28 protein-coding genes are annotated in these 25,745 nt (G+C 68.3%); 9 read left to right on the top strand and 19 right to left on the bottom strand.

Translation table 11 applies throughout. The features are described 5' to 3' along the window. Positions 1-41: 41 nt before the first annotated feature. Entirely contained in the window at positions 42-242 is a 201-nt protein-coding gene (locus tag ACTRWB_RS24380) for a heavy-metal-associated domain-containing protein (protein ID WP_048247810.1), read from the bottom strand. Between the two features lie 347 nt (positions 243-589). On the opposite strand from ACTRWB_RS24380, the gene ACTRWB_RS24375 reads away from it, so the two are divergent. Together ACTRWB_RS24375 and ACTRWB_RS24370 are read left to right on the top strand one after the other, a co-directional pair. After that, on the top strand, positions 590-922 hold the full coding sequence (locus ACTRWB_RS24375) for a cupredoxin domain-containing protein (protein ID WP_446903408.1): 333 nt from the start codon (positions 590-592) through the stop codon (positions 920-922). Between the two features lie 12 nt (positions 923-934). Next, positions 935-1,771 carry an FTR1 family iron permease gene (locus ACTRWB_RS24370; protein WP_412022889.1) on the top strand — a complete coding sequence of 279 codons (837 nt, stop codon included), beginning with the start codon at positions 935-937 and terminating at the stop codon, positions 1,769-1,771. Between the two features lie 109 nt (positions 1,772-1,880). Here the strand turns inward: ACTRWB_RS24370 and ACTRWB_RS24365 are convergent, their stop codons facing one another. From ACTRWB_RS24365 to ACTRWB_RS24335, 7 genes are all read right to left on the bottom strand, one after another. Then, the gene (locus tag ACTRWB_RS24365; RefSeq protein ID WP_048247805.1) at positions 1,881-2,099 is read right to left on the bottom strand and encodes a hypothetical protein; all 219 of its coding nucleotides are present in this window, start codon (positions 2,097-2,099) and stop codon (positions 1,881-1,883) included. After that, on the bottom strand, positions 2,099-2,551 hold the full coding sequence (locus ACTRWB_RS24360; RefSeq protein WP_419685438.1) for a hypothetical protein: 453 nt from the start codon (positions 2,549-2,551) through the stop codon (positions 2,099-2,101). The genes ACTRWB_RS24365 and ACTRWB_RS24360 overlap by 1 nt, the downstream gene beginning before the upstream one ends. A gap of 58 nt (positions 2,552-2,609) precedes the next feature. Further along, positions 2,610-4,427, bottom strand: coding sequence for a glutamine--fructose-6-phosphate transaminase (isomerizing) (gene glmS, locus ACTRWB_RS24355; RefSeq protein WP_129513140.1), 1,818 nt, complete (start codon positions 4,425-4,427; stop codon positions 2,610-2,612). A 53-nt stretch (positions 4,428-4,480) separates the two neighbouring features. Beyond that, positions 4,481-5,842 carry a bifunctional UDP-N-acetylglucosamine diphosphorylase/glucosamine-1-phosphate N-acetyltransferase GlmU gene (glmU, locus tag ACTRWB_RS24350; protein ID WP_419685436.1) on the bottom strand — a complete coding sequence of 454 codons (1,362 nt, stop codon included), beginning with the start codon at positions 5,840-5,842 and terminating at the stop codon, positions 4,481-4,483. Between the two features lie 135 nt (positions 5,843-5,977). Further along, positions 5,978-6,973 (bottom strand): tRNA 2-thiocytidine(32) synthetase TtcA, encoded by a 996-nt coding sequence (ttcA, locus tag ACTRWB_RS24345; RefSeq protein WP_446903407.1) that lies wholly within the window; start codon positions 6,971-6,973, stop codon positions 5,978-5,980. Next, positions 6,970-7,374, bottom strand: a complete 405-nt coding sequence (locus tag ACTRWB_RS24340; protein WP_048247794.1) for a dihydroneopterin aldolase — start codon at positions 7,372-7,374, stop codon at positions 6,970-6,972. Before ACTRWB_RS24340 ends, ttcA begins: the two co-directional genes overlap by 4 nt. A 79-nt stretch (positions 7,375-7,453) precedes the next feature. Further along, on the bottom strand, positions 7,454-8,197 hold the full coding sequence (locus ACTRWB_RS24335; RefSeq protein ID WP_446903406.1) for an SDR family oxidoreductase: 744 nt from the start codon (positions 8,195-8,197) through the stop codon (positions 7,454-7,456). A gap of 13 nt (positions 8,198-8,210) precedes the next feature. Between ACTRWB_RS24335 and ACTRWB_RS24330 the strand changes: the two genes are divergently transcribed. Together ACTRWB_RS24330 and ACTRWB_RS24325 are read left to right on the top strand one after the other, a co-directional pair. Then, positions 8,211-9,407, top strand: a complete 1,197-nt coding sequence (locus ACTRWB_RS24330; protein ID WP_446903405.1) for a class I SAM-dependent methyltransferase — start codon at positions 8,211-8,213, stop codon at positions 9,405-9,407. Positions 9,408-9,420: 13 nt separating this feature from the next. Beyond that, positions 9,421-9,615 carry a DUF2905 domain-containing protein gene (locus ACTRWB_RS24325; RefSeq protein WP_419685433.1) on the top strand — a complete coding sequence of 65 codons (195 nt, stop codon included), beginning with the start codon at positions 9,421-9,423 and terminating at the stop codon, positions 9,613-9,615. A 24-nt stretch (positions 9,616-9,639) separates the two neighbouring features. On the opposite strand, the gene ACTRWB_RS24320 is transcribed toward ACTRWB_RS24325, so the two are convergent. The 6 genes from ACTRWB_RS24320 to ACTRWB_RS24295 form a co-directional block, all read right to left on the bottom strand. Beyond that, complete coding sequence (locus ACTRWB_RS24320; RefSeq protein ID WP_129513135.1) at positions 9,640-9,861, bottom strand: hypothetical protein; 222 nt, start codon at positions 9,859-9,861, stop codon at positions 9,640-9,642. A 96-nt stretch (positions 9,862-9,957) separates the two neighbouring features. After that, on the bottom strand, positions 9,958-10,866 hold the full coding sequence (locus ACTRWB_RS24315) for a carbohydrate kinase family protein (RefSeq protein ID WP_446903404.1): 909 nt from the start codon (positions 10,864-10,866) through the stop codon (positions 9,958-9,960). Continuing rightward, positions 10,863-12,143 (bottom strand): AGE family epimerase/isomerase, encoded by a 1,281-nt coding sequence (locus ACTRWB_RS24310; protein ID WP_412022897.1) that lies wholly within the window; start codon positions 12,141-12,143, stop codon positions 10,863-10,865. The genes ACTRWB_RS24315 and ACTRWB_RS24310 overlap by 4 nt, the downstream gene beginning before the upstream one ends. After that, the gene (locus ACTRWB_RS24305) at positions 12,140-13,159 is read right to left on the bottom strand and encodes a LacI family DNA-binding transcriptional regulator (protein WP_048247783.1); all 1,020 of its coding nucleotides are present in this window, start codon (positions 13,157-13,159) and stop codon (positions 12,140-12,142) included. The genes ACTRWB_RS24310 and ACTRWB_RS24305 overlap by 4 nt, the downstream gene beginning before the upstream one ends. A gap of 367 nt (positions 13,160-13,526) precedes the next feature. Further along, entirely contained in the window at positions 13,527-15,365 is a 1,839-nt protein-coding gene (locus ACTRWB_RS24300; protein WP_446903403.1) for an EAL domain-containing protein, read from the bottom strand. 178 nt (positions 15,366-15,543) lie between these two features. Beyond that, entirely contained in the window at positions 15,544-16,578 is a 1,035-nt protein-coding gene (locus ACTRWB_RS24295; protein WP_446903402.1) for a bile acid:sodium symporter family protein, read from the bottom strand. Positions 16,579-16,924: 346 nt separating this feature from the next. Here ACTRWB_RS24295 and ACTRWB_RS24290 point away from each other — a divergent pair, with 346 nt between their 5' ends. The 3 genes from ACTRWB_RS24290 to ACTRWB_RS24280 all read left to right on the top strand — a co-directional run bounded on the left by ACTRWB_RS24290 (position 16,925) and on the right by ACTRWB_RS24280 (position 19,984). Further along, a complete protein-coding gene (locus tag ACTRWB_RS24290; RefSeq protein WP_419685429.1) occupies positions 16,925-17,416 on the top strand; it encodes a peptide-binding protein in 492 nt (163 codons plus the stop codon). 345 nt (positions 17,417-17,761) lie between these two features. Further along, a complete protein-coding gene (locus ACTRWB_RS24285) occupies positions 17,762-18,838 on the top strand; it encodes a porin (RefSeq protein ID WP_446903401.1) in 1,077 nt (358 codons plus the stop codon). Positions 18,839-19,021: 183 nt separating this feature from the next. Next, positions 19,022-19,984: a LysR family transcriptional regulator gene (locus tag ACTRWB_RS24280; RefSeq protein ID WP_129513129.1), complete on the top strand. Its 963-nt coding sequence runs from the start codon at positions 19,022-19,024 to the stop codon at positions 19,982-19,984. A gap of 116 nt (positions 19,985-20,100) precedes the next feature. On the opposite strand, the gene ACTRWB_RS24275 is transcribed toward ACTRWB_RS24280, so the two are convergent. Beyond that, positions 20,101-21,060: an NAD(P)H-dependent flavin oxidoreductase gene (locus ACTRWB_RS24275; RefSeq protein ID WP_129513128.1), complete on the bottom strand. Its 960-nt coding sequence runs from the start codon at positions 21,058-21,060 to the stop codon at positions 20,101-20,103. A gap of 284 nt (positions 21,061-21,344) precedes the next feature. On the opposite strand from ACTRWB_RS24275, the gene ACTRWB_RS24270 reads away from it, so the two are divergent. Continuing rightward, complete coding sequence (locus tag ACTRWB_RS24270) at positions 21,345-22,241, top strand: alpha/beta fold hydrolase (RefSeq protein WP_446903400.1); 897 nt, start codon at positions 21,345-21,347, stop codon at positions 22,239-22,241. A gap of 31 nt (positions 22,242-22,272) precedes the next feature. On the opposite strand, the gene ACTRWB_RS24265 is transcribed toward ACTRWB_RS24270, so the two are convergent. After that, positions 22,273-22,764: an Lrp/AsnC family transcriptional regulator gene (locus ACTRWB_RS24265; RefSeq protein ID WP_048247769.1), complete on the bottom strand. Its 492-nt coding sequence runs from the start codon at positions 22,762-22,764 to the stop codon at positions 22,273-22,275. Between the two features lie 112 nt (positions 22,765-22,876). Between ACTRWB_RS24265 and ACTRWB_RS24260 the strand changes: the two genes are divergently transcribed. Beyond that, positions 22,877-23,779 carry a DMT family transporter gene (locus ACTRWB_RS24260; protein WP_193099281.1) on the top strand — a complete coding sequence of 301 codons (903 nt, stop codon included), beginning with the start codon at positions 22,877-22,879 and terminating at the stop codon, positions 23,777-23,779. A gap of 255 nt (positions 23,780-24,034) precedes the next feature. On the opposite strand, the gene ACTRWB_RS24255 is transcribed toward ACTRWB_RS24260, so the two are convergent. The 3 genes from ACTRWB_RS24255 to ACTRWB_RS24245 are packed head-to-tail and all read right to left on the bottom strand — an operon-like array spanning position 24,035 to position 25,710. Beyond that, complete coding sequence (locus ACTRWB_RS24255) at positions 24,035-24,247, bottom strand: DUF1289 domain-containing protein (protein ID WP_129513125.1); 213 nt, start codon at positions 24,245-24,247, stop codon at positions 24,035-24,037. Then, entirely contained in the window at positions 24,244-24,750 is a 507-nt protein-coding gene (locus ACTRWB_RS24250) for a YbaK/EbsC family protein (RefSeq protein ID WP_048247763.1), read from the bottom strand. Before ACTRWB_RS24250 ends, ACTRWB_RS24255 begins: the two co-directional genes overlap by 4 nt. Positions 24,751-24,777: 27 nt before the next feature. Then, positions 24,778-25,710, bottom strand: a complete 933-nt coding sequence (locus ACTRWB_RS24245; RefSeq protein ID WP_129513124.1) for a hydroxymethylglutaryl-CoA lyase — start codon at positions 25,708-25,710, stop codon at positions 24,778-24,780. Positions 25,711-25,745: the final 35 nt, after the last annotated feature.

Here is a 25,745-nt window from a genome sequence, read left to right as displayed (position 1 = left end):
CGGGGGCGCATCGCCGTTCGGCGGTGCGCCCGCAGCCCGCGTTACGCGCTGCGCAGCGCGGGGTGGAAGCCCGCAGCTTCGATGATCGACTGCACGCGCTCGGCGCCTTGCGCCGATTCGACCGTGACGCGCTTCGCCGCGACGTCGATGTCGAGCTTCGCGGCGGGATCGGCGGCCGTCACCGCGCGCGTGATCGCATTGGCGCAGCCGCCGCAGGTCATGTCCTGGACTTCGAATTCCATCGTGTTCTCCTGAGTTGACGATTGACGAGTAGGGTCAGCATGAAGCTTGCCATGGTGGGAAGGTCAAGCGCATTCATGCAGCATGGCACAGGCGTGGTCACCCCGCGCGGCGAGACCCGTCGCCTGCGTGAAGTCAGACGAATCGGAAGGCAGCCGCATGAGTCAGTCGGAATCTTTCCCGATTGACGCCGATGCGCCACCGGCGCCATGCGACGGGAGCCTTGCCAGGCAACGCACAGTGCGATCTTGTGAAACGCTATCTCCATATTGCCAGTAAGGGCGCGCGATATGAAAATGCGAATCGATCTTAGTATCAATGCCCTTCGATATTTCATTTCGTTACGCACATGAACCGTTTCGCACTGGGTTTCGCCGCTGTCCTGCTGGGCGCGTCCGCCGCCACCGCATTCGCCGCCGACGACGTCGTCAACCTGACGCTGAAGGACCACAAGTTTTCGCCCGATGGCGTGACGATTCCGGCCGGCAAGAAAGTGAAGTTCGTCGTGAAGAACCTCGATGCGACGCCCGCGGAATTCGAGAGCGACGACTTCAAGGCCGAGAAGGTCATTCCTGCCGGCAAGTTGGCCGAGATCCTGGTCGGACCGCTGAAGGCCGGCACCTACGAGTTTCACGACGAGTATCACGAAGCGCAGTCGAAGACCCACCTGACCGTCAAATAAGCGAATCCCGCCATGCTGTCTACCGCGCTGATTGTCTTTCGTGAAGTGCTCGAGGCCGCGCTGGTGGTCTCGATCGTGATGGCCGCCACGAAGGGCGTGCCGCGGCGCGGCTGGTGGGTCGGCGGCGGGCTCGTCGGCGGCGTGATCGGCGCGGGCCTGATCGCGGCGTTCGCCGACGTGATCTCGCAGTGGGCGTCCGGCATGGGGCAGGAAGTCTTCAACGCGGGCGTGATGTTCGTCGCGACGCTGATGCTGGCCTGGCACTGCATCTGGATGAGCCGGCACGGCCGTGAGATGGCGCTGCACATGGGCGCAGTCGGCCGGGCCGTCGCGGCCGGCAGCCGGCCGTTGACGGGGCTGGCGATCGTGGTCGGCGTCGCGGTGCTGCGCGAAGGCTCCGAGGCCGTGCTGTTCCTGTACGGCATCGCCGCGGGCGATCCGGGCCAGACGCCGCAGATGATTGCCGGCGGGCTGCTCGGCGTGCTCGGCGGGGCCGGGCTGGGTTATGCGATGTATGCGGGCCTGCTGCAGATTCCGCTGAAGCGCCTGTTCTCCGTCACCAACGCGCTGATCGTGCTGCTGGCGGCCGGGATGGCGAGCCAGTGTGTCGGTTTCCTGCTGGCGGCCGGCCTCGTGCCGTCGTGGGGCGACATGATCTGGGATACGTCGTGGCTGCTGAAGGAGACGAGCATCGTCGGCAAGGCGCTGCATACGCTGATCGGCTATACCGCGCGTCCGGCGGGCATCCAGATCGCCGCGTACGTCGCGACCCTGGTGGCGATCGTCGTGCTGACGCGGCTCGCCGGCCGTCCGCACGCGGCGGTGAGGCCGCCGCGGCCTGCCGCGTGAGGGTTCCGGTCAGCACGAAAGAAGGGGCGTCATGGACGCCCCTTTTTTCGTTTGCGGTTCGCGGCCGGCCCGTGTTCGGCGACGTGCCGGATAGACGCGGCCGTGCCGGTCAGCGGTGGCTGTCGATCCACGCGCGGGCCCATTCGAGTCCGGCCTCGCGTGCGTCGTCCTCGGTGTCGAATACGCCGAGCACGCCGGACGCTTCGACGAGCCGGTTGTTCTGCGTGATCGTGCCGCTCGCCGCGAAGCGTTCGGGTTGCAGGATTTCGTCCTGCTGCAGGATCGCGTGGCCCCAGATCTGGTAGCCGAGGTAGGTTTGCGCTTCCATTATCGAGTCACCTCCGCGGAGCGGTTGTGCGTGCCGACCCGCAGCACGTTGCCGTCCGGCGTGTATTGCCGCGGGATGTTGGAGAACGTGAGCGTGTGCGTTGCGTCGGGATCGGCAGGCTGCATCACCGTGAGGCGGCCCGGCGCGGGCTGTGCGACGGGGCGCGGTGCGGCGGGCGCCACGGCCGTGGCGGCGGGACGGTGCGAACCGGCTTTCACGGTTTGCGCGACGCGGCGCTTGTGTGCCTTCACGGCGGTTTTCGGCGTTGCGCTCGCGTGTTTCTCCGCGCTCTTGCCGGCGTGCGCATCGGCGCCCGCATGCGCGGCCGGCGCATGTGCTGCCGGCTGCCGCGCCTCGGGCGGGTTCCAGACTTCGACGTAGTGCTCGGCGGCCCAGCCGGTCGACGCGAACGTCAGCGCCAGCAATCCGCATCCAAACAGTCTTACTGCCATTGTGTCTCCGTCTGTCTCGTCGGCGCGCCGGGCCGGCCGCGCCGATCAGCGTCCTGCCTTACTCCACCGTCACCGATTTCGCGAGGTTCCGCGGCTTGTCGACGTCGGTGCCGCGTGCACACGCGGTGTGATACGCGAGCAGCTGCAGCGGCACCACGTGCAGGATCGGCGACAACTGCCCGTAGTGTTCCGGCATCCGGATCACGTGCAGGCCGTCGTCGTTGACGATCTGCGTATCGGCATCCGCGAACACGTACAGCTCGCCGCCGCGCGCGCGCACTTCCTGCATGTTCGACTTCAGCTTCTCGAGCAGCGTGTCGTTCGGCGCGACCGTGACGACCGGCATCGCTTCCGTGACGAGCGCGAGCGGCCCGTGCTTCAGTTCGCCGGCCGGATAGGCCTCGGCATGGATGTACGAGATTTCCTTCAGCTTCAGCGCGCCTTCGAGCGCGATCGGGTAGTGCAGCCCGCGGCCGAGGAACAGCGCGTTTTCCTTGCGCGCGAACTCCTCCGACCACGCGATGATCTGCGGCTCGAGCACGAGCACGCTGTTCAGCGCGGCCGGCAGGTGGCGCAGCTGCTTCAGGAATTCGGCTTCCTGCGCGGCGTCGACGTGGCCGCGCAGCTTGCCGAGCGTCGCGGCCAGCACGAACAGCGCGACGAGCTGCGTCGTGAACGCCTTCGTCGACGCGACGCCGATCTCGGTGCCCGCGTGCGTCAGGAACTGCATTTCGGTCAGGCGCACCATCGCGCTCGTCGCGACGTTGCAGACCGCGAGCGTATGCGTGTGGCCGAGCGACTGCGCATGCTTGAGCGCCGCGAGCGTATCGGCCGTCTCGCCCGACTGCGAGATCACGAGCACGAGCTGGCGCGGGTTCGGCACCGATTCGCGGTATCGGTATTCGCTCGCGATCTCGACCTGCGTCGGGATCTTCGCGATCGATTCGAGCCAGTACTTCGCGGTGAGGCCCGAGTAGTAGCTCGTGCCGCACGCGAGGATCAGCAGACTGTCGATGTCCGCGAACGCGGCAGGCGCGGCGTCGCCGAACAGCGTCGCGTCGAACGCGTCGGTCTGCGGCACGGTGTCGCTGATCGCGCGCGGCTGCTCGAAGATTTCCTTCTGCATGAAGTGGCGATACGGGCCCAGCTCGACCGCGCCGCCGTATGCGCTGACGACGCGCACTTCGCGCTGCGCGAGCGCGCCGTTGCGGTCGAGGATCTTCACGCCGTCGAGCGACAGCTCGCACACGTCGCCTTCCTCGAGGAACGTGAAGCGGTCGGTGCTGCCCGCGAGCGCGAGCGCATCGGACGCGAGGAAGTTCTCGCCGTCGCCGTGGCCGACGACGAGCGGCGAACCCTGGCGCGCGCCGACGACGGTGTGCGGCTGGTCCTTGTGGATCACGGCGATCGCATACGCGCCGTGCAGCTGCAGCACGGCTTCGCGCACGGCGTCGAACAGGTTGCCGCGATACAGGCTGTGCACGAGGTGCGCGATCACTTCGGTGTCGGTCTGCGACACGAATTCGTAGCCTTTCGCGCGCAGCGCTTCGCGCAGCGGCTCGAAGTTCTCGATGATGCCGTTGTGGACGAGCGCGAGCGCGTCCGACGAGAAGATCGGGTGCGCGTTGTGCGTGACGGGCGCGCCGTGCGTGGCCCAGCGCGTATGCGCGACGCCCGTCGTGCCTTCGAGGTGCGACTCGCGCACCTGTGCGTCGAGATCGGCGACACGTGCGACGCTGCGCGCGCGCTTCGGTGCGCCCGGCTCGAGCACGGCGACGCCGCACGAGTCGTAGCCACGGTATTCGAGGCGCCGCAAACCTTCGATCAGCACCGGAACGATATTACGTTGCGCAACTGCGCCGACAATGCCACACATGAGGATCAGTCCTGTAAGTCGATGCGGGCGCCGCCCGGGCGCCCGCAAAAGGTTCAGCTTTTCTTCTTGACCGGGCGGACGTAGCCGCTCTTCGTGGTCTGGGTCTTGTCGTTCAACGCGAGAAGACCGTCGGCAACGTCCTTCCAGATCGTCGTGCCGGCGGCGATCGTCACGCCGCGGCCGACGCGCACGGGCGCGACGAGCTGCGTGTCGGAGCCGACGAACACGTCGTCCTCGATCACGGTGCGGAACTTGTTCGCGCCGTCGTAGTTGCAGGTGATCGTGCCCGCGCCGATGTTCACGCGCGCGCCGATGTCGGCGTCGCCGATGTACGTCAGGTGGTTCGCCTTCGAGCCGTGGCCGATCACCGCGTTCTTCACCTCGACGAAGTTGCCGACGTGCGCTTCGTCCGCGAGCTGCGCGCCGGGGCGCAGCCGCGCGTACGGGCCGATCACGGTGTTCGCGCCGAGCTCGGCGCCGTCGATGTGCGTGAATGCGTCGATGCGCGTGCCGGCGCCGACCGACGCATTGCGGATCACGCAGTTCGCGCCGATCGTCACGTTGTCGGCGAGCGTCACGTTGCCTTCGAACACGCAGTTCACGTCGATCGACACGTCGCGGCCGCAGCGCAGCGTGCCGCGCACGTCGAGGCGCGCCGGATCGGCGAGCGTGACGCCGTCGACGAGCAGTGTTTCCGCGACATTGCGCTGATGAATGCGCTCGAGTTCGGCGAGCTGCGCCTTGCTGTTCACGCCGAGCGTTTCCCATTCCTCGTCGGGCTGCGACGTGACGACCTCGAAGCCGGCCTCGATCGCGAGTTCGACGACGTCGGTCAGGTAGTACTCGCCTTGCGCGTTTTCGTTCTTCAACGCACCGAGCCACATCGACAGCTGGGCCGTGGGCGTGACGATGATGCCCGTGTTGATCTCGGCGATCTTCAGCTGTTCCGGCGATGCGTCCTTCTGCTCGACGATGCGCGTGACGAAGCCGGACACGTCGCGCACGATGCGGCCGTAACCGGTCGGATCGTCGAGCGTGACGGTCAGAATCCCGTAGCGGCCTTCGCGCGCGGCTTCGACGAGACGTTGCAGCGTCGACGCGCGGGTGAGCGGCACGTCGCCGTACAGCACGAGCGTCGGTTGCGCGGGATCGAGGAGCGGCAGCGCCTGGCGCACCGCGTGGCCGGTGCCGAGCTGTTCGGCCTGCACCGCGAACTGGACGTCGGGTGCGGCGACGGCGGCCTGGACCTGCTCGGCGCCGTGACCGACGACGACGACCAGCCGGGACGGCTGCAGCGTGCGCGCGGTGTCGATGACGTGGGAGAGGAGCGGCCTGCCGGCCAGGGGGTGAAGCACTTTCGGCAGCGCGGAACGCATGCGCTTGCCGGTGCCTGCCGCCAAAATCACGATATTCATGGCGCCAGCTTGTCAGAGGAGTTCGAAGCCGTCCATTTTAGCATGCGGCCCCTGCCGTTCCGGGGCCGCCGCGCCGGTGCGGCAGCGCCGGAATCGGCGGCCGGCGCCCCGTTCCGGCGGGTGTTCCGGCCCCGCTTACAGATCGTCGAACTGGACGATCGAGATCGGTTTGGCGGCGCCCGGCGCCGCGGTGTCGTCGCCCGACGCGCACGGTTCCTCGTCGAACGCGATGTCGCCGTGCGGATCGGCTTCGCCGGTCGCGCGCAGCGACGCGAACGGGAACAGCGTCGCGTCCATCAGGTGCGACGGCACGACCTTCGCGAGCGCGTTGAACATGTTCTCGACGCGGCCCGGGAAGCGCTTGTCCCATTCGCGGATCAGCGCCTTCATTTCCGCGCGCTTCAGGTTCGGCTGGCTGCCGCACAGGTTGCACGGGATGATCGGGAATTCGCGCAGCTCCGCGTATTTCTCGAGATCGGTTTCCTTCACGTACGCGAGCGGGCGGATCACGATGTTCTTGCCGTCGTCCGACTGCAGCTTCGGCGGCATCCCCTTCAGCTTGCCGCCGTAGAACATGTTGAGCAGCAGCGTCTGCACGATGTCGTCGCGGTGGTGGCCGAGTGCGATCTTGGTCGCGCCGAGCTCGCCGGCCACGCGGTACAGGATCCCGCGGCGCAGCCGCGAGCACAGCGAGCAGGTGGTCTTGCCCTCGGGCACGAGCCGCTTGACGATGCTGTAGGTGTCCTGGTTCTCGATGTGGAACGGCACGCCGACCTGCTTCAGGTATTCGGGCAGCACGTGCTCCGGGAAGCCCGGCTGCTTCTGGTCGAGGTTCACCGCGACGATGTCGAAGTCGATCGGCGCGCGCTCGCGCAGGCGCAGCAGCACGTCGAGCATCGCGTAGCTGTCCTTGCCGCCCGACAGGCAGACCATCACCTTGTCGCCGTGCTCGATCATGTTGTAGTCGCCGATGGCCTGGCCGACCTGGCGCACGATCCGCTTGAACAGCTTGTTGTTCTCGTACGCTTCCTTCTGCTCGCGGCGCGTCAGCACCTGGCGGCCGGCCGGGGCGGTGGCCGCGTCGAGGGTGGCGGCATCGGCCGCCGTGTCATTCATGTGGGGGGCGTTCATGCGCGCTCCTCGTCCTTGATGCGAAAGACTTCGACGCCGACGGCGTCGCAGTCCGGATAAGCGTCCGGTTTCTCGGTACAGACGCGTACCGCGCGCACGGCATCGTGCGCCAGCAGGTGCGCGGCGATCGAGTCGCACAGCGTTTCCTGCAGGTGGATGTGGCCGCGCGCCACGCATTGCGCGACGCTCTGCTTCATCAGGTCGTAGTCGACGACTTCATGCAGCCGGTCGTCGACGGGGGTGGACAGCGCGAGCGGCACGAACAGGTCGACGTTGATGACGACGCGCTGCTCGCCGCGCTTCTCGTGTTCGAAGGCACCGATGTTGATGTGCACCTCGTAATCGCGCAGGTAGAGCCTGCGGCAATCCGCGAGGCGGGGGTGCAGGAGAGCGGAAAACATGGTCGTCCCAGTCAAATTGGCGTGCGCGCACGCAAAGCGGCGCGGGCGGCGGCGGTCAAGGCCGCGCGATCCGCGCAGTTCATTCATTCGGGCCGGCGGCGGGCGGCACGAGGTGCTCGCCGCCGTCGACGGTCAGCGTCGCGCCCGTGACGCCGGGCGCGCTCGCGAGATAGCAGGCGGCCGCCGCGATGTCGTCCGCATGCGGCGCGTGGCCGCGCACCAGCGCCGCGACCCGCACCTTCGGCGCGAGCGCGACCGCCAGCGCCGCCGTCGCGCGGTTCAGCGCGGCCTGCATCAGCGCGTGCGACAGCTGTTCCGGCGCCGGGTGAAACAGCGCCTGGTCCAGCACGTGGATCGCGCACGCGCGCAGCGCTTCGTGCGCGCGCGCGGCGTCGGGCGTCGCGTCGGCGAGCGCGCGGGCCAGCGCGAGCGGCGCCGTCACGTTGCGGGCGAGCGCACCGGCGAGCGACGCGCCGTCCACCGTGAGCGCGTCGTCGGCGCCCGCGCTGGCGCTCACGAACACCGCGCACGCGGGCCGGCCGAGCGCCGCGCCGCATGCGGCGACGAGCGCGGCGGCGTCGGCTTCCAGGGCCAGATCGGCGTCGAGCACGGCCGCGCGGCGGCCGAGCGCCGCGACTTCGGCGACGATCGCGTCGGCGGCCGCGCGCGGCGCGCCCTGGCTGCGCTGCAGCGCGACGTCCCAGCCGTGCCGCGCGAATCCCGTCGCGAGCGCACGGCCAATCGACGCGGCGTCGGCCGCGCTGCCCAGGGCACCCGCGACGAGCACCACGCGCAGGGTCGACGTATCGGCTGAAACGGTCATTTACAATGCCGGGATGAACCCGAAAGCTCACGAACCCGCTAGTTTACCTGCTCCCGGCCCTGACGCGCTCGCGCAGTCCGAAACCCTCGCCGCGCAACTGCGCGACGAGATCGCGGCGGCCGGCGGCTGGCTGCCGTTCGACCGCTTCATGGAACGCGCGCTGTATGCGCCGGGCCTCGGTTATTACAGCGGCGGCGCGCGCAAGTTCGGGCGCCGCGCCGACGACGGCAGCGACTTCGTCACCGCGCCCGAGCTGTCGCCGCTGTTCGCGCAGACCCTCGCGCAACCGGTCGCGGAAGCGCTCGCGGCGAGCGGCACGCGCCGCGTGATGGAATTCGGCGCCGGCACGGGCAAGCTCGCGGCCGGGCTGCTCGTGGCGCTCGACGCACTGGGCGCCGAACTCGACGAATACCTGATCGTCGACCTGTCCGGCGAGTTGCGCGAGCGGCAGCGCGACACGATTTCGACGGCCGCGCCGGCGCTCGCGGCGAAGGTGCGCTGGCTCGACGCGCTGCCCGAGCGGTTCGAGGGCGTCGTGATCGGCAACGAGGTGCTCGATGCGATGCCGGTGCGGTTGTTCGCGAGGGCGGACGGCGCATGGCACGAGCGCGGTGTCGCGCTCGACGCGCGGCAGGCGTTCGTGTTCGAGGACCGGCCGGCCGCGCCGGCCAGCCAGCCGCCGGTGCTCGCGGCGCTCGCCGCCGAGGTCGCCGACGGCTACGCGACCGAGACGCACGAGGCCGCGCTGGCGTTCACGCGCACCGTCTGCACGATGCTCGAGCGCGGCGCGGTGCTGCTGGTCGACTACGGTTTTCCCGCGCACGAGTACTACCATCCGCAGCGCGACCGCGGCACGCTGATGTGCCACTACCGCCACCACGCGCACGACGACCCGTTCCTGTACCCGGGGCTGCAGGACATCACCGCGCACGTCGAATTCACCGGCATCTACGATGCGGCCGTCGCCACCGGCGTCGACCTGCTCGGCTACACGTCGCAGGCGCGCTTCCTGCTGAACGCGGGCATCACCGACGCGCTGGCCGCGATCGATCCGTCCGAGATCCGGCAGTTCCTGCCGGCCGCGAACGCGGTGCAGAAGCTGATCTCCGAAGCCGAGATGGGCGAGTTGTTCAAGGTGATCGCGTTCTCGCGCGGCATCGACGGCACGCTCGACGCGTTCGCGCGCGGCGACCGCTCGCACGCACTCTGACGGGGGGCCGCACATGCTGCGCTGGCTGATGACGTCGTTCGTCGCGGTGATGATCCTGACGCGCTGCTGGCCGTGGCTCGGCAAGCTCGGCATCGGGCGGATGCCGGGCGACGTCACGCTGACGTTCGGCGGGCGGCGCTACCCGTTCCCGTTCATGTCGACGCTGGTACTGACGATGCTGCTATCGATGGTGGCGCGGCTGCTCTGAGCCGCGCCGAATCGGCGACGCGCGCTACAACTCGATCTCGCCGAGGATCCGGTGCGCGAGCGCCTTCGCCTCGTCGAACGCTTCTTCCTCGCTGGGGCTCGTCGAGTGGACGTCGTAGCGCGTGTTCTCGGTATCGTCCCCATCGTCCCGCGAGAGGATCACGTAACCCTGGAACTGCCCGTTGGCCGAATGCTGGGTATGCGCCTTGGCCGTGTAGATGCCTTTCGTGAACGTGTTGGTGTCCATCGTGCCTCTCCCGCAAAAGGACACTTCATCGTAGCACTGCGGCGCAGCATGTACAGCGGGGCTTATCGGTGACCGAACGGCCCGGTCGGCGCTCGATCACCCTTCGATCAGCGCGACCACCTCGTCGAGCGTCGGCGCGTGCGCGCCCGTGTGCCGGCATGCGGCGGCGCCGGCCGCCAGCGCGAACACGAGATGTTCTCGCCACGCGCGCTGCGGCGCGGCCATCAGGCTGAACAGCATGCCGCCGATCGACGCGTCGCCCGCGCCGACGGTATCGGCCACCTCGACGCGCGGCGGGCTGGCTTCGTGCATGTCGCCGTCCGCGTAGAGCGTCGCCGCCTGCGCGCCGCGCGTGACCAGCACGGCCGCGCGCGGGTTCAGCGCGCGCACCGCCGCGACCGCGTCGGGGCCGTCGCCGCCGAACAGGTGCCGCAGATCCTCGTCGGACACCTTGATCAGGTCGGCGAGGCCGGCCATCTTCTCCAGCGTCGGCCGGTACGCGGCCGTCATCAGGTTCCGGACGTTCGGGTCGAAGCTGATCTTCACGCCGCGCGCATGCAGCTCGGCCGCGAGCGCGGCCAGCGTGCCCGCGAGCGGTTCGCGCACGAGGCTGATGCAGCCGAAATGCGCCCATTTCACCTGGTCGGTCCAGCCGGCCGGCAGCCGCGCGGGATCGAACGCGAGATCGGCGCTTGCCTCCCCGATGAAGAAGTACGCGGGCGGGCGCGTCTCGTGGACGATCGCGAGCAGCGGCGGCCGTGCGACGCGCTGCAGGAAGCGCAGGTCGAGCCCGGCCGCTTCGCTCGTGCGCCACAGCGCGTCGGAGAAGCAGTCCTCGCCGATCGAGCCCGCGAGCGCGCTCGGCACGCCGAGCCGCGCGACCGCGCGCGCGACGTTCCAGCCGGCACCGCCCGGCACCGACGTCCACTGCGCATCGCCCGCCCGCACCATGTCGGTCAGGATGTCGCCTGCCGACACGAAAGCCGGAAACGTGCCGCCGCTCATTGCGTCGGCTCGCTGCGCACCGTGCGCGCGAGGGTCGCGAGCACGTCGTAGCACGCGCCCATCGTGTGATAGTCGGTCTTGCCGGCCGGGCTCTTCTCGTCGCTGTACTTGCGGTTGTCGCAGGTGAGGATCCGGTACCACGCACCGTAGCGGTGATCGACGAAGTGCGCCCAGCTATAGCGCCAGATCTCGTCGTACCAGTCCCAGAAGCGTTCGCTGCCGGTGCGCGCGCCGAGCATCGCGGCCGCCGCGAAGGTTTCCGCCTGCACCCAGAAGTACTTGTTGTGATCGCAGATCGTGAAGTCGGGGCCGAAGCCGTAGTACAGGCCGCCGTGATCGGCGTCCCACGCGTGCGTGAGCGCCGCGTCGAACAGCTCGGCCGCGCGCGGCACGAGCCAGTCGAGCGGGCGGTGCCGTTCGAGGATCAGCAGCAGCTTCGCCCATTCGGTCTGGTGCCCGGGCTGGAAGCCCCACGGACGGAAGATGTTCGAGCTGTCTTCCTTGTTGTAGTCCCAGTCGACCGACCAGTCCGCATGGTAGTGCTCCCACACGAGCCCGCCCGACAGCGCGGCCTGGCGCTGCGTGATGTGGCTCGCGAGCTTTTCCGCGCGATCGAGGTACGTGAGGTGGCCGGTCGCCTCGTAGGCCGCGAGCAGCGCTTCCGTCATGTGCATGTTCGCGTTCTGGCCGCGGTACGACGACACGATCCAGTTCGGCGTCGCGTCGTCCGCGTACAGGCCCGCGGCCGCGTCCCAGAAGCGGTGCTCGGCCAGTTCGTAGGTCGCCGCGATCAGCGGGCGCGCCTCGTCGATGCCGGCCATCGTCGCGTGCGAGGCCGCGAGCAGCACGAACGCGAGCCCGTAGCAGTGGCGCGCGCCATCGAGCGTCGCGCGCTTCGCGCCGTCGCGCCAGTCGAGTTCCCAGTCGTAGCCCTGCAGTTCGTCGTCCCAGTGCGCGTCGCGCAGGAAGCGCAGCCCGTGGCGCGCGTATTCGAGGTGACGCGGATCGCCGAAATGCCGGTACGCCATCGCGTAGTTGAAGACGAACCGGCAGCTGCTGACGAGATGGCGCGACGTGCGGTTGTAGATGCTGCCGTCGTCGCGGAAGTAGTGGTAGAAGCCGCCCGTCGGGTCGAACGCGTTCGTCGCGTAGAAGCGCAGCGTGTCCTCGATGTGCGACAGCAGGAACGACGGATCGCGGAAGCTCGCGACGAACGGCGCGGCTTGCGTGTGGGCGGCCGGCGCGGCCGTGCAGGGTTGGACCGGGGGCATGTTCATGATTCGGTGGCCGTTGCGATATCGAGTGCCGGGGAGCCGGCGGGCTGGCTGCTGGCCCGCACGATCAGCTCGACGGGCAGGGAAAGCTCGGTGCGCTCGGGCGATTCGGCGAGCAGCAGCTCGACGCCGCGACGGCCGAGCGCTTCCTTGTCGACCGCGAGCGTCGTGAGCGGCGGGCTCGCGTGCGCGGCGGCCGGGATGTTGTCGAAGCCGACGATCGCGATGTCATCCGGAATCCGCAGGCCGCGCGCGGTGCACACGCGCTGCGCGGCCAGCGCGGCCGCGTCGTTGTACGCGAACACGGCTTCGGGGCGCGGGCCCGGCGCGTCGAGCAGTTGCTCCATCGCTCGCGCGGCGCCCGTGTCGGGGTCGAGCCCCGCGTCGATCGTCACTTCGTACGCGGGATCGAACAGCCGCCCGGCTTCGAAGAACGCGCGCCGGTAGCCGATCGCGCGCTGCGCGATGCTGTAGTGCGCGGGCGAGCCGCCGATGAACGCGATTCGCGAGCGGCCGGTGGCCAGCAGGTGGCGCATCGCGAGCGCGGCGCCCGTCGCGTTGTCGATGTTGACCGAGCGCAGCCCGGGCGCCCACAGGTCGATCAGCACGAGCGGCCGGCCGGTCGCAGCGAGCGCCTCGATCGTCTCGGGCTCGATGAAGCCGGCCACCGCGATCGCGTCGGGCGCGTGCGGACGCATCTGGCGCAGCACGTCGTCGTTCGGGCCGACCGTGAGCAGCGTCGGCACGATGCCGCGTTCGCGGCATGCATCCTCGACGCCGTGCAGCACGTGCGAGAAGAACGGGCTTGCGGGAAAGCGGTTGTGCTGGCGGTGCAGCAGGAAGGTGAGCCGGCGGATGCGCGGCCGCAACTGCGCGGGATCGTAGCCGAGCTGCTGCGCGATCTCGACGATGCGCGCACGCGTTGCTTCGGACAGGCCCGGCTGGTTTTTCAGCGCGCGGGAGACGGTGCCGATCGAGACCTCTGCCGCCCGCGCCACATCGCGAATGGTGGTACCCATCGTTCGGGGTCCGGTTTGTTTAGGATGAAAGCGATTGTATAGTAAAACGTATCGCGGAATTCGGGCCGGATAACCGGGGAATACCCGAAAATTACGGGCATTTAAGCGCTAATCTGCGAAAACGACGTTACTAAAAATACTAAACAAAACGCGAAAAAGGCAAGGTGACCGTGCGGGTGCCTGGCGGCGCGCTCGGCGGGCGGGAAGTGAACGGGAAGTGCTCGTGTTTCGTGCGTCCGCGCGGGGGCCCGGTGGCCTGCACCGGCCGGTCGGAAGCCGGCGCGCTACGGTCCGGCGGAAGAAGGGCGGACGGTCGCCCCCGTCGCACGGGGCGCGGTCGTAGCCGCGAACGGCAGTCGCCGGCCGTTCAGCGCATCGCCGCAGCCGGCGGTTCGCCGCGATTGCGCAGCGCGGCGCGCCCCGCGTCGAGATCGACGACCGCGAGCCCATCCGGCTGCTGCTTCGCGCGCCGCTTCGCGAGCGCCGCGACCGACGCGATCTCGTCGCTGCCGTAGCGCTGCGCGCCGTGCGCGCCGGCCGGCACGCCGACCGCGCCGATCGCCATCGTCACGAAGCCGAAGAACGCCGGGTTGCCGTGGCGGTCCTCGCCGTGCAGCCCGCCCGCCTCGCGGTCGGCCTGCGTGTAGAAGAGCTGCGCGCCTTCGTTGAAGCGCGCGATCGCGTCGGCGGCACGCGCGTGCCAGTCGTCGCGCTGGAACAGCACGAGGAAATCGTCGCCGCCGACGTGCCCGAGAAAGTCGCGCTGTGGATCGCACACGCCGGCCAGCACCGTCGCGGCGAACTTCAGCACCTCGTCGCCCTGCCAGTAGCCGTACTGGTCGTTGAACGGCTTGAACTGGTTCAGGTCGACGTAACACGCATGAAAGCCGGCGTCGCGCTGCAGCAGGCGGTCGATGTGCGCGCTGATCGGGATGTTGCCGGGCAGGAACGTCAGCGGATTCGCGTAACGCGCGGCCTCGATGCGCATCTCGGTCACCGCGCGCACCAGGCTCTCGCCGGTGCCGAGCCCGACGTAGCGGCCATGTTCGGTGATCACGAAACCGTCCGCGAGATAGCGCTGGTCGTGGCTCGCGAGCAGCATCGCGAGTTCCTCGAACGTCGTCGCGTTGTCGATCATCAGCGGCGCGTCGTTCGCGAACTGCAGGCACGGTTTCTTCCCGAACACCTCGCGGTGGTACGGCAGCGCGAAGCGGTCGATGAAGCCGCGGCGATTCACGAGCGCGACGGGCCGCCCGCGTTCGACGAGCGCGACCGCGTGCAGCTCGGGCATCCGGTTGAACAGGTCGAGCACGTCGTTGCTGATCGCGTCGCGCGGCAGCGCCGGCGCGGAGACGAGCATCTTCGCGGCGATCGTGCCGGCCGGCCGCACGGTGCGCGTCGCGCCGGGAAACACCGCGATGTGCGGCGCGCGGATCGCGTCGCGCGCGGCCGGCGCGACGACCCGCGACGGCTGCGCGTTCGGCCGGCCGAGCAGGAAGCCCTGCACGCAGCAGATGCCCATGTCGCGCACGACGATCAGGTCGCATTCGTTCTCGATGCCTTCCGCGATCAATTGCGCGCCGCTTGCGTGCGCGAAGTGCTGCATCGCCTTCACGGCCTCGAACTTGAGCGGGTCGCGCGCGATGTCGTGGATGAAGAAGCGGTCGATCTTCACGACGTCCGGATGCAGGCGCAGCCACAGGTTCATGCTCGCGTTCGCGGTGCCGTAGTCGTCGAGCGCGAACTGGATGCCGGCGTCGCGCAGCGAGGCGACCGCCGGCCCGATGTGCGCGATGTCCGGCACCGCGTTCTGCTCGGTCAGCTCGATCACGATGCGCTCGGCGCCGACCCGCGCACGGCCGAGCAGCGCGCGTGCGCGCTCGCGTTCGCGCGCGAGTTGCAGGATCGTGCCGGCACTGAAGTTGAGGAACAGCTTGCCGTCGCAGCCGAGCGCCGCGAACGCGTCGAGACAGGTGCGCGCGGCGGCCTGTTCGAGCGCGATGGTCGCGCCTTCGCGTGCCGCCTGCGCGAACAGCGCGGCGGGCGGCTCGAGGTCGGTGCCGCGCGGGCCGCGTATCAGGCCCTCGTAACCGACGACGGTCCCCGACCCGAGGTCGACGATCGGCTGGAAGACGGCGGCGAGCGCGCGGTCCGCGATCAGGCGCGCGGTGCTGACGGCAGCGGGGGCGGGGTGGAGCGCGGGCATGGGCGAGGGCAGCCGAATCGACGGGACGCCCGGCTTAACGGCACCGCTCGCGGAGAGTTGAATGAAGATTTCGTGACGCGATGCGCGCCGGTGGTGCATCGCGCCGGGGCGCGCAGCGGTGCGCGTCCGGCGGGTGACGGAAGGCCGCCTTCCGGCGGCCGTCGCGCCGCTGCGTGCGTCAGCGCTTGCCCGCGTTCAGCGCGCCGGGCGCCGATGCCGCGTCGTCCTGCCCGCCGCGCTCGCCGCTCATGTCGCGCGCACCCCAGCGCTGCGCGAGCGCCGCGCACGCCATCAGCTGGATCTGGTGGAACAGCATCAGCGGCAGCACGATCGCGCCGACCGCGTTCGCCGAGAAGATCACCTTCGCCATCGGCACGCCGGCCGCGAGGCTTTTCTTCGATCCGCAGAAGATGATCGTGATCTGGTCGGCGCGGTTGAAGCCGAGCCGCTTGCTGACGAACGCGGTCAGCAGCAGCGCGATCACGAGCAGCACGAGGTTGACGACGAGCAGGCCGCCGAGCGCGTGGGCCGGAATCTGGTGCCACAGGCCCTGGTTGACGGCCTCGCTGAACGCGACGTAGACGACCAGCAGGATCGAGCCCTGGTCGACGAAGCGCAGCACGCCGCGGTTGCGTTCGATCCAGCCGCCGATCACGGGGCGCAGCAACTGGCCGGCGATGAACGGCACGAGCAACTGCATCACGATGCTGCCGACGGTGCTCCACGGCGACGCGGTGGCGGCCGACTGCGACGTGATCATCAGCCCGACGAGCGCCGGCGTGACGAAGATCCCGAGCAGGCTCGACGCGGATGCCGCGCACACGGCGGCCGGCACGTTACCCTTCGCGATCGACGTGAAGGCGATCGACGACTGGACCGTCGACGGCAGCGTGCACAGGAACAGCACGCCCGCATAAAGCGTCGGCGTGACGAGTGGCTGCAGCACGGGTTTCAGCGCGAGGCCGAGCAGCGGGAACAGCGCGAACGTGCTGAGCAGCACGACCGCGTGCAGCCGCCAGTGGGTCGCGCCCGCGACGACGGCTTCGCGCGACAGCTTCGCGCCGTGCAGGAAGAACAGCAGGCCGACGGCGATGTTGGTCGCCCAGTTGAACGCATGGGCGGCCGGGCCGCGGCACGGCAGGAGGCTCGCGAGCACGACGGTGCCGACGAGCGCGAGCGTGAAGTTGTCGGGAAGAAAACGGGGACGGGCCATCGGAAACTCGATTCGGAAACGACAAAGGCGCGCGTCGCGCGCGCGGATCGCGTTATTGTCCCGGTTGGCCATTCACTACACAAATTCATTGTGGGAATCGATTGATGAATCTGCTGCATGCAATGCAGGCCATCGCTCGCGCCCGGCAATGCGCAAAACGGCAGAAGAATGTTCTGTCGCGTTCGCGCCCTGAAGTGAAAAAACCTAGCAGTAACATGGTGTTACACCGATGCCCGCGACATAACACTTTTTGGCTCGACACACTTTCGGCCCGCTCATAAATTACTGCTGAAAGCCATGGGTCGGCCGAAAGGAGCCGACGCAGGGCGTGGACAGGCACTGAACGATGACGGAACGGGTGAAACGGAAGATCGGACGATGGGTGGCAGGCGTGCTCGGCGCGCTGCTGATGCCGCTCGCGCTCGCGCAACCGCCCCACGGCGGTCATGGGTTCGGCGGCCACGGCTTCGGTGGCGGCGACATGCGCGCGTACGGTCAAGCGTACGGCCAGGCCGGCGGCGGGCCCGTCTGGCGCCGCGTTCCGCCCCCCGCCGGTGTACGCCCCGGCGGCGTGAGCAGCTACGGCTCCCGCTGGGGGCTGCGGCCGACGCCGTCGTACGGCCACTACGCCGCGCAAAGCCCGTATCGCCCGATCAGCGCCGACGCGCGCCAGATGCCGCGCCCGCCGGGCGGCGGCAACGTGCCGCTGCGCGCCGGTTCGATCCGTGCCGACGTCGCGCGCTACAACGAGGAGCGCGGCGGCCGTCCGATGCCGCCGCCCCGCTCGCAGGAAGAGCCTGCACACTCGCCGCTGTTCTCCCCGTTCTACCGAAACTGAGCGCCCGCGCGCTCGTCCCCCCGCCGGCTGATGCGAATTCGCCACAGTCGCGCGCAGATTTCCGCTGATTTTCCCGTCGCATTGCGCTATCTTTCGCGCCCGGCTCGCGTGTGCCACGCCGCCGTCCCGCCGCGCCGTCGCTTTAGCGCCGGGCCGCCGACGTGTACCCGGCCATGTATCAATTCCTCGAAGTTAATGCTGGCGCTATACCAGCAATAAGTGTGCGCAATTTTGACCGGACGAATGATCCGTAAAGATGGCTGCGCCCCATACGACGCAAGCACTCGGCTCCATAAAACAACGCTCGCGCCACTTATCGACTATTCGACAAAACCTGGAGATCCCATGAAAGCATTCGCCCGCCGTGCGTCGCGCACGTCCGTCAAGCTGATCGCAGCCGCCGCCTGCGTGGCGGCTACCGCTCCCGTCCATGCGCAATCGAGCGTTTCGCTCTACGGTCAGGTCGACGAATGGGTCGGCGCAACCAAGTTCCCGGGCGGCGACCGCGCGTGGAACGTGAGCGGCGGCGGGATGTCGACGTCGTACTGGGGCCTGCACGGCACCGAGGACCTGGGCAACGGCTACAAGGCGATCTTCACGCTGGAAAGCTTCTTCCGCGCGCAGAACGGCCAGTTCGGCCGCTTCCAGGGCGACACGTTCTTCGCGCGCAACGCGTATGTCGGCATCGATTCGCCGTACGGCACGGTGACGGCCGGCCGCCTGACGACGCACCTGTTCCTGTCGACGATCCTGTTCAACCCGTTCTACGACTCGTACACCTTCTCGCCGATGGTGTACCACGTGTTCCTCGGCCTCGGCACGTTCCCGACCTACCCGAGCGATCAGGGCGCGGTGGGTGATTCGGGCTGGAACAACGCGCTGTCGTACACGTCGCCGTCGTTCGGTGGCCTGAATTTCGGCGCGATGTACGCGCTCGGCAACCAGGCCGGCGACAGCCGTTCGAAGAAGTGGAGCGCGCAGTTCAACTATGCGAACGGCCCGTTCGCGGCGACCGCCACGTATCAGTACGTGAACTTCAACAACGGCCCGCAGGACCTGAGCGCGCTCGTCGCCGGCATGAAGAGCCAGGGCATCGCGCTCGTCGGCGCGACCTACGACCTGAAGCTCGTGAAGCTGTTCGGCCAGTACATGTATACGAAGAATGACCAGGTCGCGGGCAGCTGGCACGTGAACACCGCGCAAGGCGGCGTGTCGGTGCCGCTCGGCGTGGGCAGCGCGATGGCGTCGTACGCGTATTCGCGCGACGCGGGCGGCCTCGACCAGACGCGCCAGACCTGGGCCGTCGGCTACGACTATCCGCTGTCCAAGCGCACGGACGTCTACGCTGCGTACATGAACGATCACATCAGCGGCCTGTCGAGCGGCAACACGTTCGGCGCAGGCATCCGCGCGAAGTTCTGACGCGTACGCGCGATCGGTGTGCCGGACGCGCGCGTAAATCGCGTGTTCCGGCTGCATGTTTTCCCGCCCGAAACGGCGCCGCCACCCGCGGCGCCGTTTTGCCTTTCTTGACCTTTCTGTTTCCCTGCCTTTGTTACCCTATCTCGTAATTGGACCATTCCCCCGTCATTACGAGCTAGTTCGATGGATACCCTCGTCAGCATGAATGTGTTTCGCTACGTCGTCGAAGTGGGCAGCTTCGTCGGCGCGGCCGAGCGCATGCAGATGTCGGCTGCGATGGCGAGCAAGCACGTGATGCATCTCGAGCAGCAGCTCGGCGCACGGCTGCTGCATCGCACGACACGACGCGTCGCGCCTACCGAGGCCGGACGCGAATATTACGAGCGCCTCGTGCAGGCGCTGTCGGAACTCGACGAAGCCGGGCAGGCTGTCGGCGCCGCGAGCGTGGTGCCGCAAGGCAGGCTGCGCGTGACGTCGCTGTCCGCGTTCGGGTTGCGGCACGTGATGCAGGCCGTCACCGATTACGCGGGCCGGTTCCCGGACGTGACCGTCGACATGACGCTGTCCGATCGCGTGGTCGACCTGATCGAGGAAGGCTACGACGTCGCGGTGCGCGCGGCGCCGAACGGCTTGAAATCGTCGTCGCTGGTCGCGCGGCAGATCGCGACCGCGCACATCCTGCTGGTCGCGTCGCCCGAGTATCTCGACAAGCACGGCACGCCCGACACGATCGCCGATCTCGCGCACCACAACTACCTGCGGCGCGACTCGAATTCGACGATGCTCGACTCGATGGTGATCGACGCGGCGGCCGCGTCACGCGTGAACCTCAACGGCAACCTGATCGTGAACCATCTCGAAGGGCTGCGTGCGGCCGTGCTCGCGGGCGCGGGCATCGCGCTGCTCGGCACCGAGGTGGTCGGCGACGACATCGAATCCGGCCGGCTCGTGCCGGTGCTGCTCGATTCGGTGCCGCCGCACGAGGCGCCGATCTATGCGGTCTACGCGAGCCGCCGGCACGTGTCCGCGAAGGTGCGTTCGTTCGTCGATTTCCTGGCGGCGCGTTTCGAAGGGCAGTCGCTGTGCCCGTCGATCGAGTCGCGCCTGCGCGTGCTGCCGATCACGCGGATCAAGCGCACGGGCTGAGCGGCGCGTCCTGCTGCGACGGGGCCATAAAAAAGCGCGAACCATTGCGGTTCGCGCTTTTTGTTGGGTCCGACGTTATCGCGGCGGCGGCGGCCGGATCATGGCCGCCGCATCCTTCAGCGCGTAATGCCGAGCCGCGCCTTCGCGTCGTCGTACTCGCGCTTCAGACGCTCGACGAGCGCGCCCACGCTCGGCAGGTCGTCCATCAGGCCGACGCCCTGGCCGGCGCCCCAGATGTCCTTCCACGCCTTCGTCTTGTCGCCGCCGAAATTCATCTTGGTCTTGTCGGATTCCGGCAGCGCTTCCGGATCGAGGCCGGCCTTCTCGATGCTCTCGCGGATGTAGTTGCCGTGCACGCCCGTGAAGAGGTTCGTGTAGATGATGTCGGACGATTTCGCGTTCAGGATCGCGTGCTTGTAGTCGTCGATCGCGTGCGCTTCCTGCGTCGCGATGAAGCGTGTGCCCATGTACGCAAAATCGGCGCCCATCGCCTGCGCGGCGAGGATCGAGCCGCCGTTCGCGATCGAGCCGGACAGCACGATCGGGCCGTCGAAGATCTTGCGGACTTCGCCGACCAGCGCGAACGGCGACGTCGTGCCCGCGTGGCCGCCGGCGCCGGCCGCGACCAGGATCAGCCCGTCGACGCCGGCTTCGAGCGCCTTCTGCGCGTGGCGCAGGTTAATCACGTCGTGCAGCACGATGCCGCCGTAGCTGTGCACCGCGTCGACGATCTCGCGCGCCGGTGCGCGCAGGCTCGTGATGAAGATCGGCACCTTGTGCTCGACGCAGACGCGCACGTCGTGCTCGAGCCGCGCGTTCGACTGGTGGACGATCTGGTTCACCGCGATCGGGCCGATCACCGCGTCCGGGTGTTGCGCCTTGTGGTCGGCGAGCGCCGACTGGATCTGCGTGAGCCACTCGTCGAGCAGTTCGGCCGGACGGGCGTTGAGCGCGGGGAACGAACCGACGATGCCCGCCTTGCATTGCGCGAGCACGAGTTCGGGGTAGCTGACGATGAACATCGGCGACGCGATGACGGGCAGCGTCAGGTTCTGCAGGACAGTGGGCAATGCCATGTGATGTCTCCAGTCTCCAGGGGCGGTCGGCACCTGCGCGGTCGCGCTGACGCCGACACCATGCTTTGCGTTTCGAACGGTGATTCGAGTGTAGCTGCGGAACGACTTCGTTCGCTCATATTAATACGAACGGTCGTGCGATTCTACGCGAGCTTAACAAACTGCGCGGTGTGGCGGCAATCGAGTGAGTGTTCTCTTTCTACGGATTCTGGCGGCTACCCCGCTGTGAAGACGCGCAAGCGCTCCTAAAATAGCCGCCATAACAAACCAACGAGAAATAAACCATGTCGTTTGAGGCGTTTGCACCGTTTCGCGTGACGGTGCAGGACACCGACATCTTCGGTGTCAAAGGAGGCGCGGGCCCGCCGCTTCTGTTGCTGCACGGGCATCCGCAAACCCACATGATCTGGCATCGCGTTGCCGCGACGCTTGCGAATCACTTCACGGTGATCGCCACCGACCTGCGCGGATACGGCGCATCGGGCCGGCCGCCGAGCGACGCGCAGCACGTGCCGTATTCGAAACGTGCAATGGCGGCCGACCAGGTCGCCGTGATGCGGCATTTCGGCTTCGAGCAGTTCCACGTGTGTGCGCACGATCGCGGCGCGCGTGTCGCGCACCGGCTCGCGCTCGATCACGCGGACGCCGTCGAGCGGATGATGCTGCTCGACATCGCGCCGACGCTCGCGATGTACGAGAAAACCGATCGCGCGTTCGCGACCGCGTATTTCCACTGGTTCTTCCTGATCCAGCCGGAACCGCTGCCCGAGACGCTGATCGGCGCGCATACCGATGCGTATATCGAGCGCGTGATGGGCAACCGGTCCGCCGGGCTTGCGCCGTTCGTGCCCGAGGCGCTCGACGCGTACCGTGCCGCGCTCGCGCAGCCGGGCGCCGTGCATGCGATGTGCGAGGACTACCGCGCATCGGCGACGATCGATCTCGAGCACGACCGTGCGGATCTCGAACGCGGCAACAAGGTCGCGTGCCCGCTGCGCGTGCTGTGGGGCGCGAACGGAGTCGTCGCCCGCTGCTTCGATCCGCTCGACGAATGGCGGCGCGTCGCGCGCGACGTCAGCGGCCGTGCGCTCGACTGCGGTCACTACATTCCGGAAGAGGCGCCCGTCGCGCTGATCGACGAACTGCTCGCGTTCTTCGAGGCGCGCGATCCGGCCGCATAAGGGGCGCGCACGGGCGGCGCGGGCCGGCCGCTCAGCGGTGCGCGCCGTCGTCCTCGGCGAGCGGCGGCAGCCGGCGCGGCACGGGCGTCGATTTCACGATCGCGGTGCTCGTCTCCGCGCGCTCCGTCACCTTCGACAGGATGTCGTCGAGGTGCTCGATCGTGCGCAGGTAGAGCCGGCAGATGAAGCAGTCCTCGCCGGTCACCTTGTCGCATTCGACGAATTCGGGAATCCGCCGCAACAACTCCTCGACCAGATGCAACTGGCCGGGCAGCGGCTTCACGCGGACGATCGCCTGCAGCGTGTAACCCAGCGCGCGCGGGTCGAGCTCGACGGTGAACGCGGCGATCACGCCTTGCGCCTCGAGCCGCCGCACACGGTCGGCGGTCGCGGGTGCCGACAGCCCGATCTGCCGCGCGAGTTCGCTGGTTGCGATGCGCGCGTCGTCGGCAAGCGCCGCGAGGATCGCGCGGTCGGTCGCGTCGAGCGACGTGACGGCTGGCGGGGAAAGGCGTTTCGGCATGATCGCTTTGCTTTCGAAGGTGAATCGATTGTTTCACTTCAGTTTAGCCATGGTTGCGACGAAAGCAAGTTTCTAGAATCGAAGTCATCCACTCTCTTCAACGGAGTTCATGATGGCCTCGAATGAAATGCGCCGCGGTGCCGCCGAGATGATCGTCGCGATGATGATGTCCGGCACGATCGGCTGGCTGGTGATGTCGTCGAAGCAGCCGCTGACGAACGTCGTGTTCTTCCGCTGCCTGTTCGGCGCGGCGACGCTCGCGATCGTCTGCGCGGCGTTCGGCTTCCTGCGCCGCTCGCTGTTCTCGCCGCGGATGCTCGCGCTCGCGACGCTCGGCAGCGTCGCGATCGTCGCGAACTGGCTGCTGCTGTTCGCCGCCTATTCGCGCGCGTCGATCTCGATGGCGACCGCCGTCTACAACACGCAGCCGTTCATGCTCGTCGCGCTCGGCGCGATCGTGTTCCGCGAACGGATCTCCGCGTCGACGATCGCGTGGCTCGCGCTTGCGTTCGCCGGGCTCGTCTTCGTGGTGCGCGTCGAGCCTGCCGTGCTCGCTGTGCCGGGCGAATATCTGGAAGGCGTCGCGCTGTCGCTCGGCGCGGCATTCCTGTATGCGATCTCGTCGATCGTCACGAAACACCTGAAGGGCACGCCGCCGCATCTGCTCGCGCTGCTGCAGGCCGGTCTCGGCGTCGTGCTGCTCGCACCGTTCGCGCACTTCGGCACGTTGCCGGCGACCGCCGCGCAGTGGCTCGACCTCGTCGTGCTCGGCGTCGTGAACACGGGCCTGATGTATGTGCTGCTGTACGGCGCGATCCAGAAGCTGCCGACCGCGATGACCGGTGCGTTGTCGTTCGTCTATCCGGTCGTCGCGATCGTCGTCGATCACGTCGCGTTCGGGCAGACGCTCGCGTGGACGCAGGTGTTCGGCGCGCTGCTGATCCTGCTCGCGGCGGCCGGCGTGAATCTCGGCTGGCGCATCGTGCCCGTGCGTCGCGCGGCGGTCGGCAACTGAAACGATCGTACGATTCGGCGCCGCTGCGGGGGCCGCGCCGCGGCTTGTCTGGGGTGTTTGTCGAGAACGAGGATTGCGTGCGGACTGCTCACGAATGGGGCCCGCGCGCACGCGTGAAAGACGCTGTAAGAAGTTGTAGGGAAACACCCGATGCGATGCGGCCGCGTCGCTCGTATGATGCGGGCTGTGACGTTGATCACGTTCACAGGATTCCGATCTCGACGCCGTTCGCCCGTGAGGCTGAACGGCTTTTTTTTATGTCTCGCTGCCGGCGATCAGACGCCGCCGCGCATCGAGCCGCGCGAGCAGCGCGCGCCTCGCGTCGTCGTCCGACGCACGCCACGCCTTGATCTCGCCGCGCGTACGCAGGCAGCCCGCGCACCAGTCGGTGCGCGGATCGATCCTGCAGACGTCCGTGCACGGCGATGCGACCGTGCCGACTACCACTGCCACCGGCACGTCGCTCATGCCTGGTCCCGCAACGCGACATCCGCGACCGGCGCGCCCGTCAGCGACACGAGTTCGTGCGGCGACAGGTTGAACACCGCGTGCGGATGGCCGGCGGCGGCCCACAGGCTGTCGAGCTCGAGCAGATCGGCGTCGATCAGCGTGACGGGTTCGACGAGATGGCCGATCGGGCAGACGCCGCCGATCGCATAACCGGTGTTGTCGCGCACGAACTTCGCGTCCGCGCGGCCGACCGCGCCGACCTGCGCGGCGACCTTCTTCTCGTCGACCCGGTTGACGCCGCTCGCGACCACCAGCACGGGCGCGCCGTCCGACTGCCGGCGAAACAGGATCGACTTCGCGATCTGCGCGACCGAGCAGCCGAGCCCGGCTGCGGCCTCGGCCGAGGTCTTGCCGGTTTCGGCGAGCATCACGATGCCTTTCGCATGTCCGCGCTCGCGCAGCAGCAGCGCGACGCGCCGCGCGGAATCAGGGAGGGAATCGAATGAAGCAGGTGTCGTCATAGTGAGGAATCCATGGAATGCCGGGGGTCAGACGCAGTTCGCGGCGTCGGCCGCGCTCTGCGCCTTGGCGATCAGCGCGCGGCCGGCGCGCGACACGTTCGTGCGGCCGATCGCGTTCGAGATGAAGTCGCCGGCGGCCACCACCTGCGCGAGATCGACGCCCGTGTCGATGCCGAGGCCCTGCAGCAGGTACAGCACGTCCTCGGTCGCGACGTTGCCGGTCGCGCCCTTCGCGTACGGGCAGCCGCCGAGGCCGGCGACCGACGCGTGGAAGATCTCGATCCCTTCGAACAGCGCCGCGTAGATGTTCGCGAGCGCCTGGCCGTAGGTGTCGTGGAAGTGGCCCGACAGGCGTTCGCGCGGGAACACGCGCGTGACGGCCGAGAGCACTTCGCGCGTGCGGTTCGGCGTGCCGACGCCGATCGTGTCGGCGATGTCGATCTCGTCGCAGCCGAGCGCCGCGAAGCGTTCGACGACGTCGACGACCGACGCGACCGGCACCTCGCCTTGATACGGGCAGCCGAGCGCGCACGACACGCTGCCGCGCAGCCGCAGGCCCGCATCCTTCGCGGCCTTCGCGACGGGCTCGAAGCGCGCGATGCTTTCGGCGATGCTGCAGTTGATGTTCCGCTGCGAGAACGCCTCGCTTGCCGCGCCGAAGATCACGACTTCGTCGGCGCGCGCGGCGAGCGCGTTCTCGAAACCCTTCAGGTTCGGCGTGAGCACCGAGTACACGGTGCCCGCGCGGCGCTCGATGCCGGCCATCACGTCGGCGCCGTCGGCCATCTGCGGCACCCATTTAGGCGATACGAACGACGCGGCCTCGATGTTGCGGAAGCCGGCGCGCGACAGGCGGTCGACGAGCGCGATCTTCACGTCGGTCGGCACGAAGGTTTTCTCGTTCTGCAGCCCGTCGCGCGGGCCGACTTCGACGATCTTGACGGCGGTGGGGAACGTCATGGTTGTCTCCTGGTTCCTGATATCTGTGCAAGGCG

Source organism: Burkholderia sp. YIM B11467 (assembly GCF_052952715.1).
The sequence above is the reverse complement of the archived record's forward strand: the minus strand, read 5'-3'. Positions and strand labels throughout refer to the sequence as shown.

What these genes read in the sequence shown, in the direction of transcription:
- ACTRWB_RS24380 (WP_048247810.1), bottom strand. Translation starts at nt 242, where the DNA reads ATGGAATTCGAAGTCCAGGACATGACCTGCGGCGGCTGCGCCAATGCG.
- ACTRWB_RS24375 (WP_446903408.1), top strand. Translation starts at nt 590, where the DNA reads ATGAACCGTTTCGCACTGGGTTTCGCCGCTGTCCTGCTGGGCGCGTCC.
- ACTRWB_RS24370 (WP_412022889.1), top strand. Translation starts at nt 935, where the DNA reads ATGCTGTCTACCGCGCTGATTGTCTTTCGTGAAGTGCTCGAGGCCGCG.
- ACTRWB_RS24365 (WP_048247805.1), bottom strand. Translation starts at nt 2,099, where the DNA reads ATGGAAGCGCAAACCTACCTCGGCTACCAGATCTGGGGCCACGCGATC.
- ACTRWB_RS24360 (WP_419685438.1), bottom strand. Translation starts at nt 2,551, where the DNA reads ATGGCAGTAAGACTGTTTGGATGCGGATTGCTGGCGCTGACGTTCGCG.
- glmS (WP_129513140.1), bottom strand. Translation starts at nt 4,427, where the DNA reads ATGTGTGGCATTGTCGGCGCAGTTGCGCAACGTAATATCGTTCCGGTG.
- glmU (WP_419685436.1), bottom strand. Translation starts at nt 5,842, where the DNA reads ATGAATATCGTGATTTTGGCGGCAGGCACCGGCAAGCGCATGCGTTCC.
- ttcA (WP_446903407.1), bottom strand. Translation starts at nt 6,973, where the DNA reads ATGAACGCCCCCCACATGAATGACACGGCGGCCGATGCCGCCACCCTC.
- ACTRWB_RS24340 (WP_048247794.1), bottom strand. Translation starts at nt 7,374, where the DNA reads ATGTTTTCCGCTCTCCTGCACCCCCGCCTCGCGGATTGCCGCAGGCTC.
- ACTRWB_RS24335 (WP_446903406.1), bottom strand. Translation starts at nt 8,197, where the DNA reads ATGACCGTTTCAGCCGATACGTCGACCCTGCGCGTGGTGCTCGTCGCG.
- ACTRWB_RS24330 (WP_446903405.1), top strand. Translation starts at nt 8,211, where the DNA reads ATGAACCCGAAAGCTCACGAACCCGCTAGTTTACCTGCTCCCGGCCCT.
- ACTRWB_RS24325 (WP_419685433.1), top strand. Translation starts at nt 9,421, where the DNA reads ATGCTGCGCTGGCTGATGACGTCGTTCGTCGCGGTGATGATCCTGACG.
- ACTRWB_RS24320 (WP_129513135.1), bottom strand. Translation starts at nt 9,861, where the DNA reads ATGGACACCAACACGTTCACGAAAGGCATCTACACGGCCAAGGCGCAT.
- ACTRWB_RS24315 (WP_446903404.1), bottom strand. Translation starts at nt 10,866, where the DNA reads ATGAGCGGCGGCACGTTTCCGGCTTTCGTGTCGGCAGGCGACATCCTG.
- ACTRWB_RS24310 (WP_412022897.1), bottom strand. Translation starts at nt 12,143, where the DNA reads ATGAACATGCCCCCGGTCCAACCCTGCACGGCCGCGCCGGCCGCCCAC.
- ACTRWB_RS24305 (WP_048247783.1), bottom strand. Translation starts at nt 13,159, where the DNA reads ATGGGTACCACCATTCGCGATGTGGCGCGGGCGGCAGAGGTCTCGATC.
- ACTRWB_RS24300 (WP_446903403.1), bottom strand. Translation starts at nt 15,365, where the DNA reads ATGCCCGCGCTCCACCCCGCCCCCGCTGCCGTCAGCACCGCGCGCCTG.
- ACTRWB_RS24295 (WP_446903402.1), bottom strand. Translation starts at nt 16,578, where the DNA reads ATGGCCCGTCCCCGTTTTCTTCCCGACAACTTCACGCTCGCGCTCGTC.
- ACTRWB_RS24290 (WP_419685429.1), top strand. Translation starts at nt 16,925, where the DNA reads ATGACGGAACGGGTGAAACGGAAGATCGGACGATGGGTGGCAGGCGTG.
- ACTRWB_RS24285 (WP_446903401.1), top strand. Translation starts at nt 17,762, where the DNA reads ATGAAAGCATTCGCCCGCCGTGCGTCGCGCACGTCCGTCAAGCTGATC.
- ACTRWB_RS24280 (WP_129513129.1), top strand. Translation starts at nt 19,022, where the DNA reads ATGGATACCCTCGTCAGCATGAATGTGTTTCGCTACGTCGTCGAAGTG.
- ACTRWB_RS24275 (WP_129513128.1), bottom strand. Translation starts at nt 21,060, where the DNA reads ATGGCATTGCCCACTGTCCTGCAGAACCTGACGCTGCCCGTCATCGCG.
- ACTRWB_RS24270 (WP_446903400.1), top strand. Translation starts at nt 21,345, where the DNA reads ATGTCGTTTGAGGCGTTTGCACCGTTTCGCGTGACGGTGCAGGACACC.
- ACTRWB_RS24265 (WP_048247769.1), bottom strand. Translation starts at nt 22,764, where the DNA reads ATGCCGAAACGCCTTTCCCCGCCAGCCGTCACGTCGCTCGACGCGACC.
- ACTRWB_RS24260 (WP_193099281.1), top strand. Translation starts at nt 22,877, where the DNA reads ATGGCCTCGAATGAAATGCGCCGCGGTGCCGCCGAGATGATCGTCGCG.
- ACTRWB_RS24255 (WP_129513125.1), bottom strand. Translation starts at nt 24,247, where the DNA reads ATGAGCGACGTGCCGGTGGCAGTGGTAGTCGGCACGGTCGCATCGCCG.
- ACTRWB_RS24250 (WP_048247763.1), bottom strand. Translation starts at nt 24,750, where the DNA reads ATGACGACACCTGCTTCATTCGATTCCCTCCCTGATTCCGCGCGGCGC.
- ACTRWB_RS24245 (WP_129513124.1), bottom strand. Translation starts at nt 25,710, where the DNA reads ATGACGTTCCCCACCGCCGTCAAGATCGTCGAAGTCGGCCCGCGCGAC.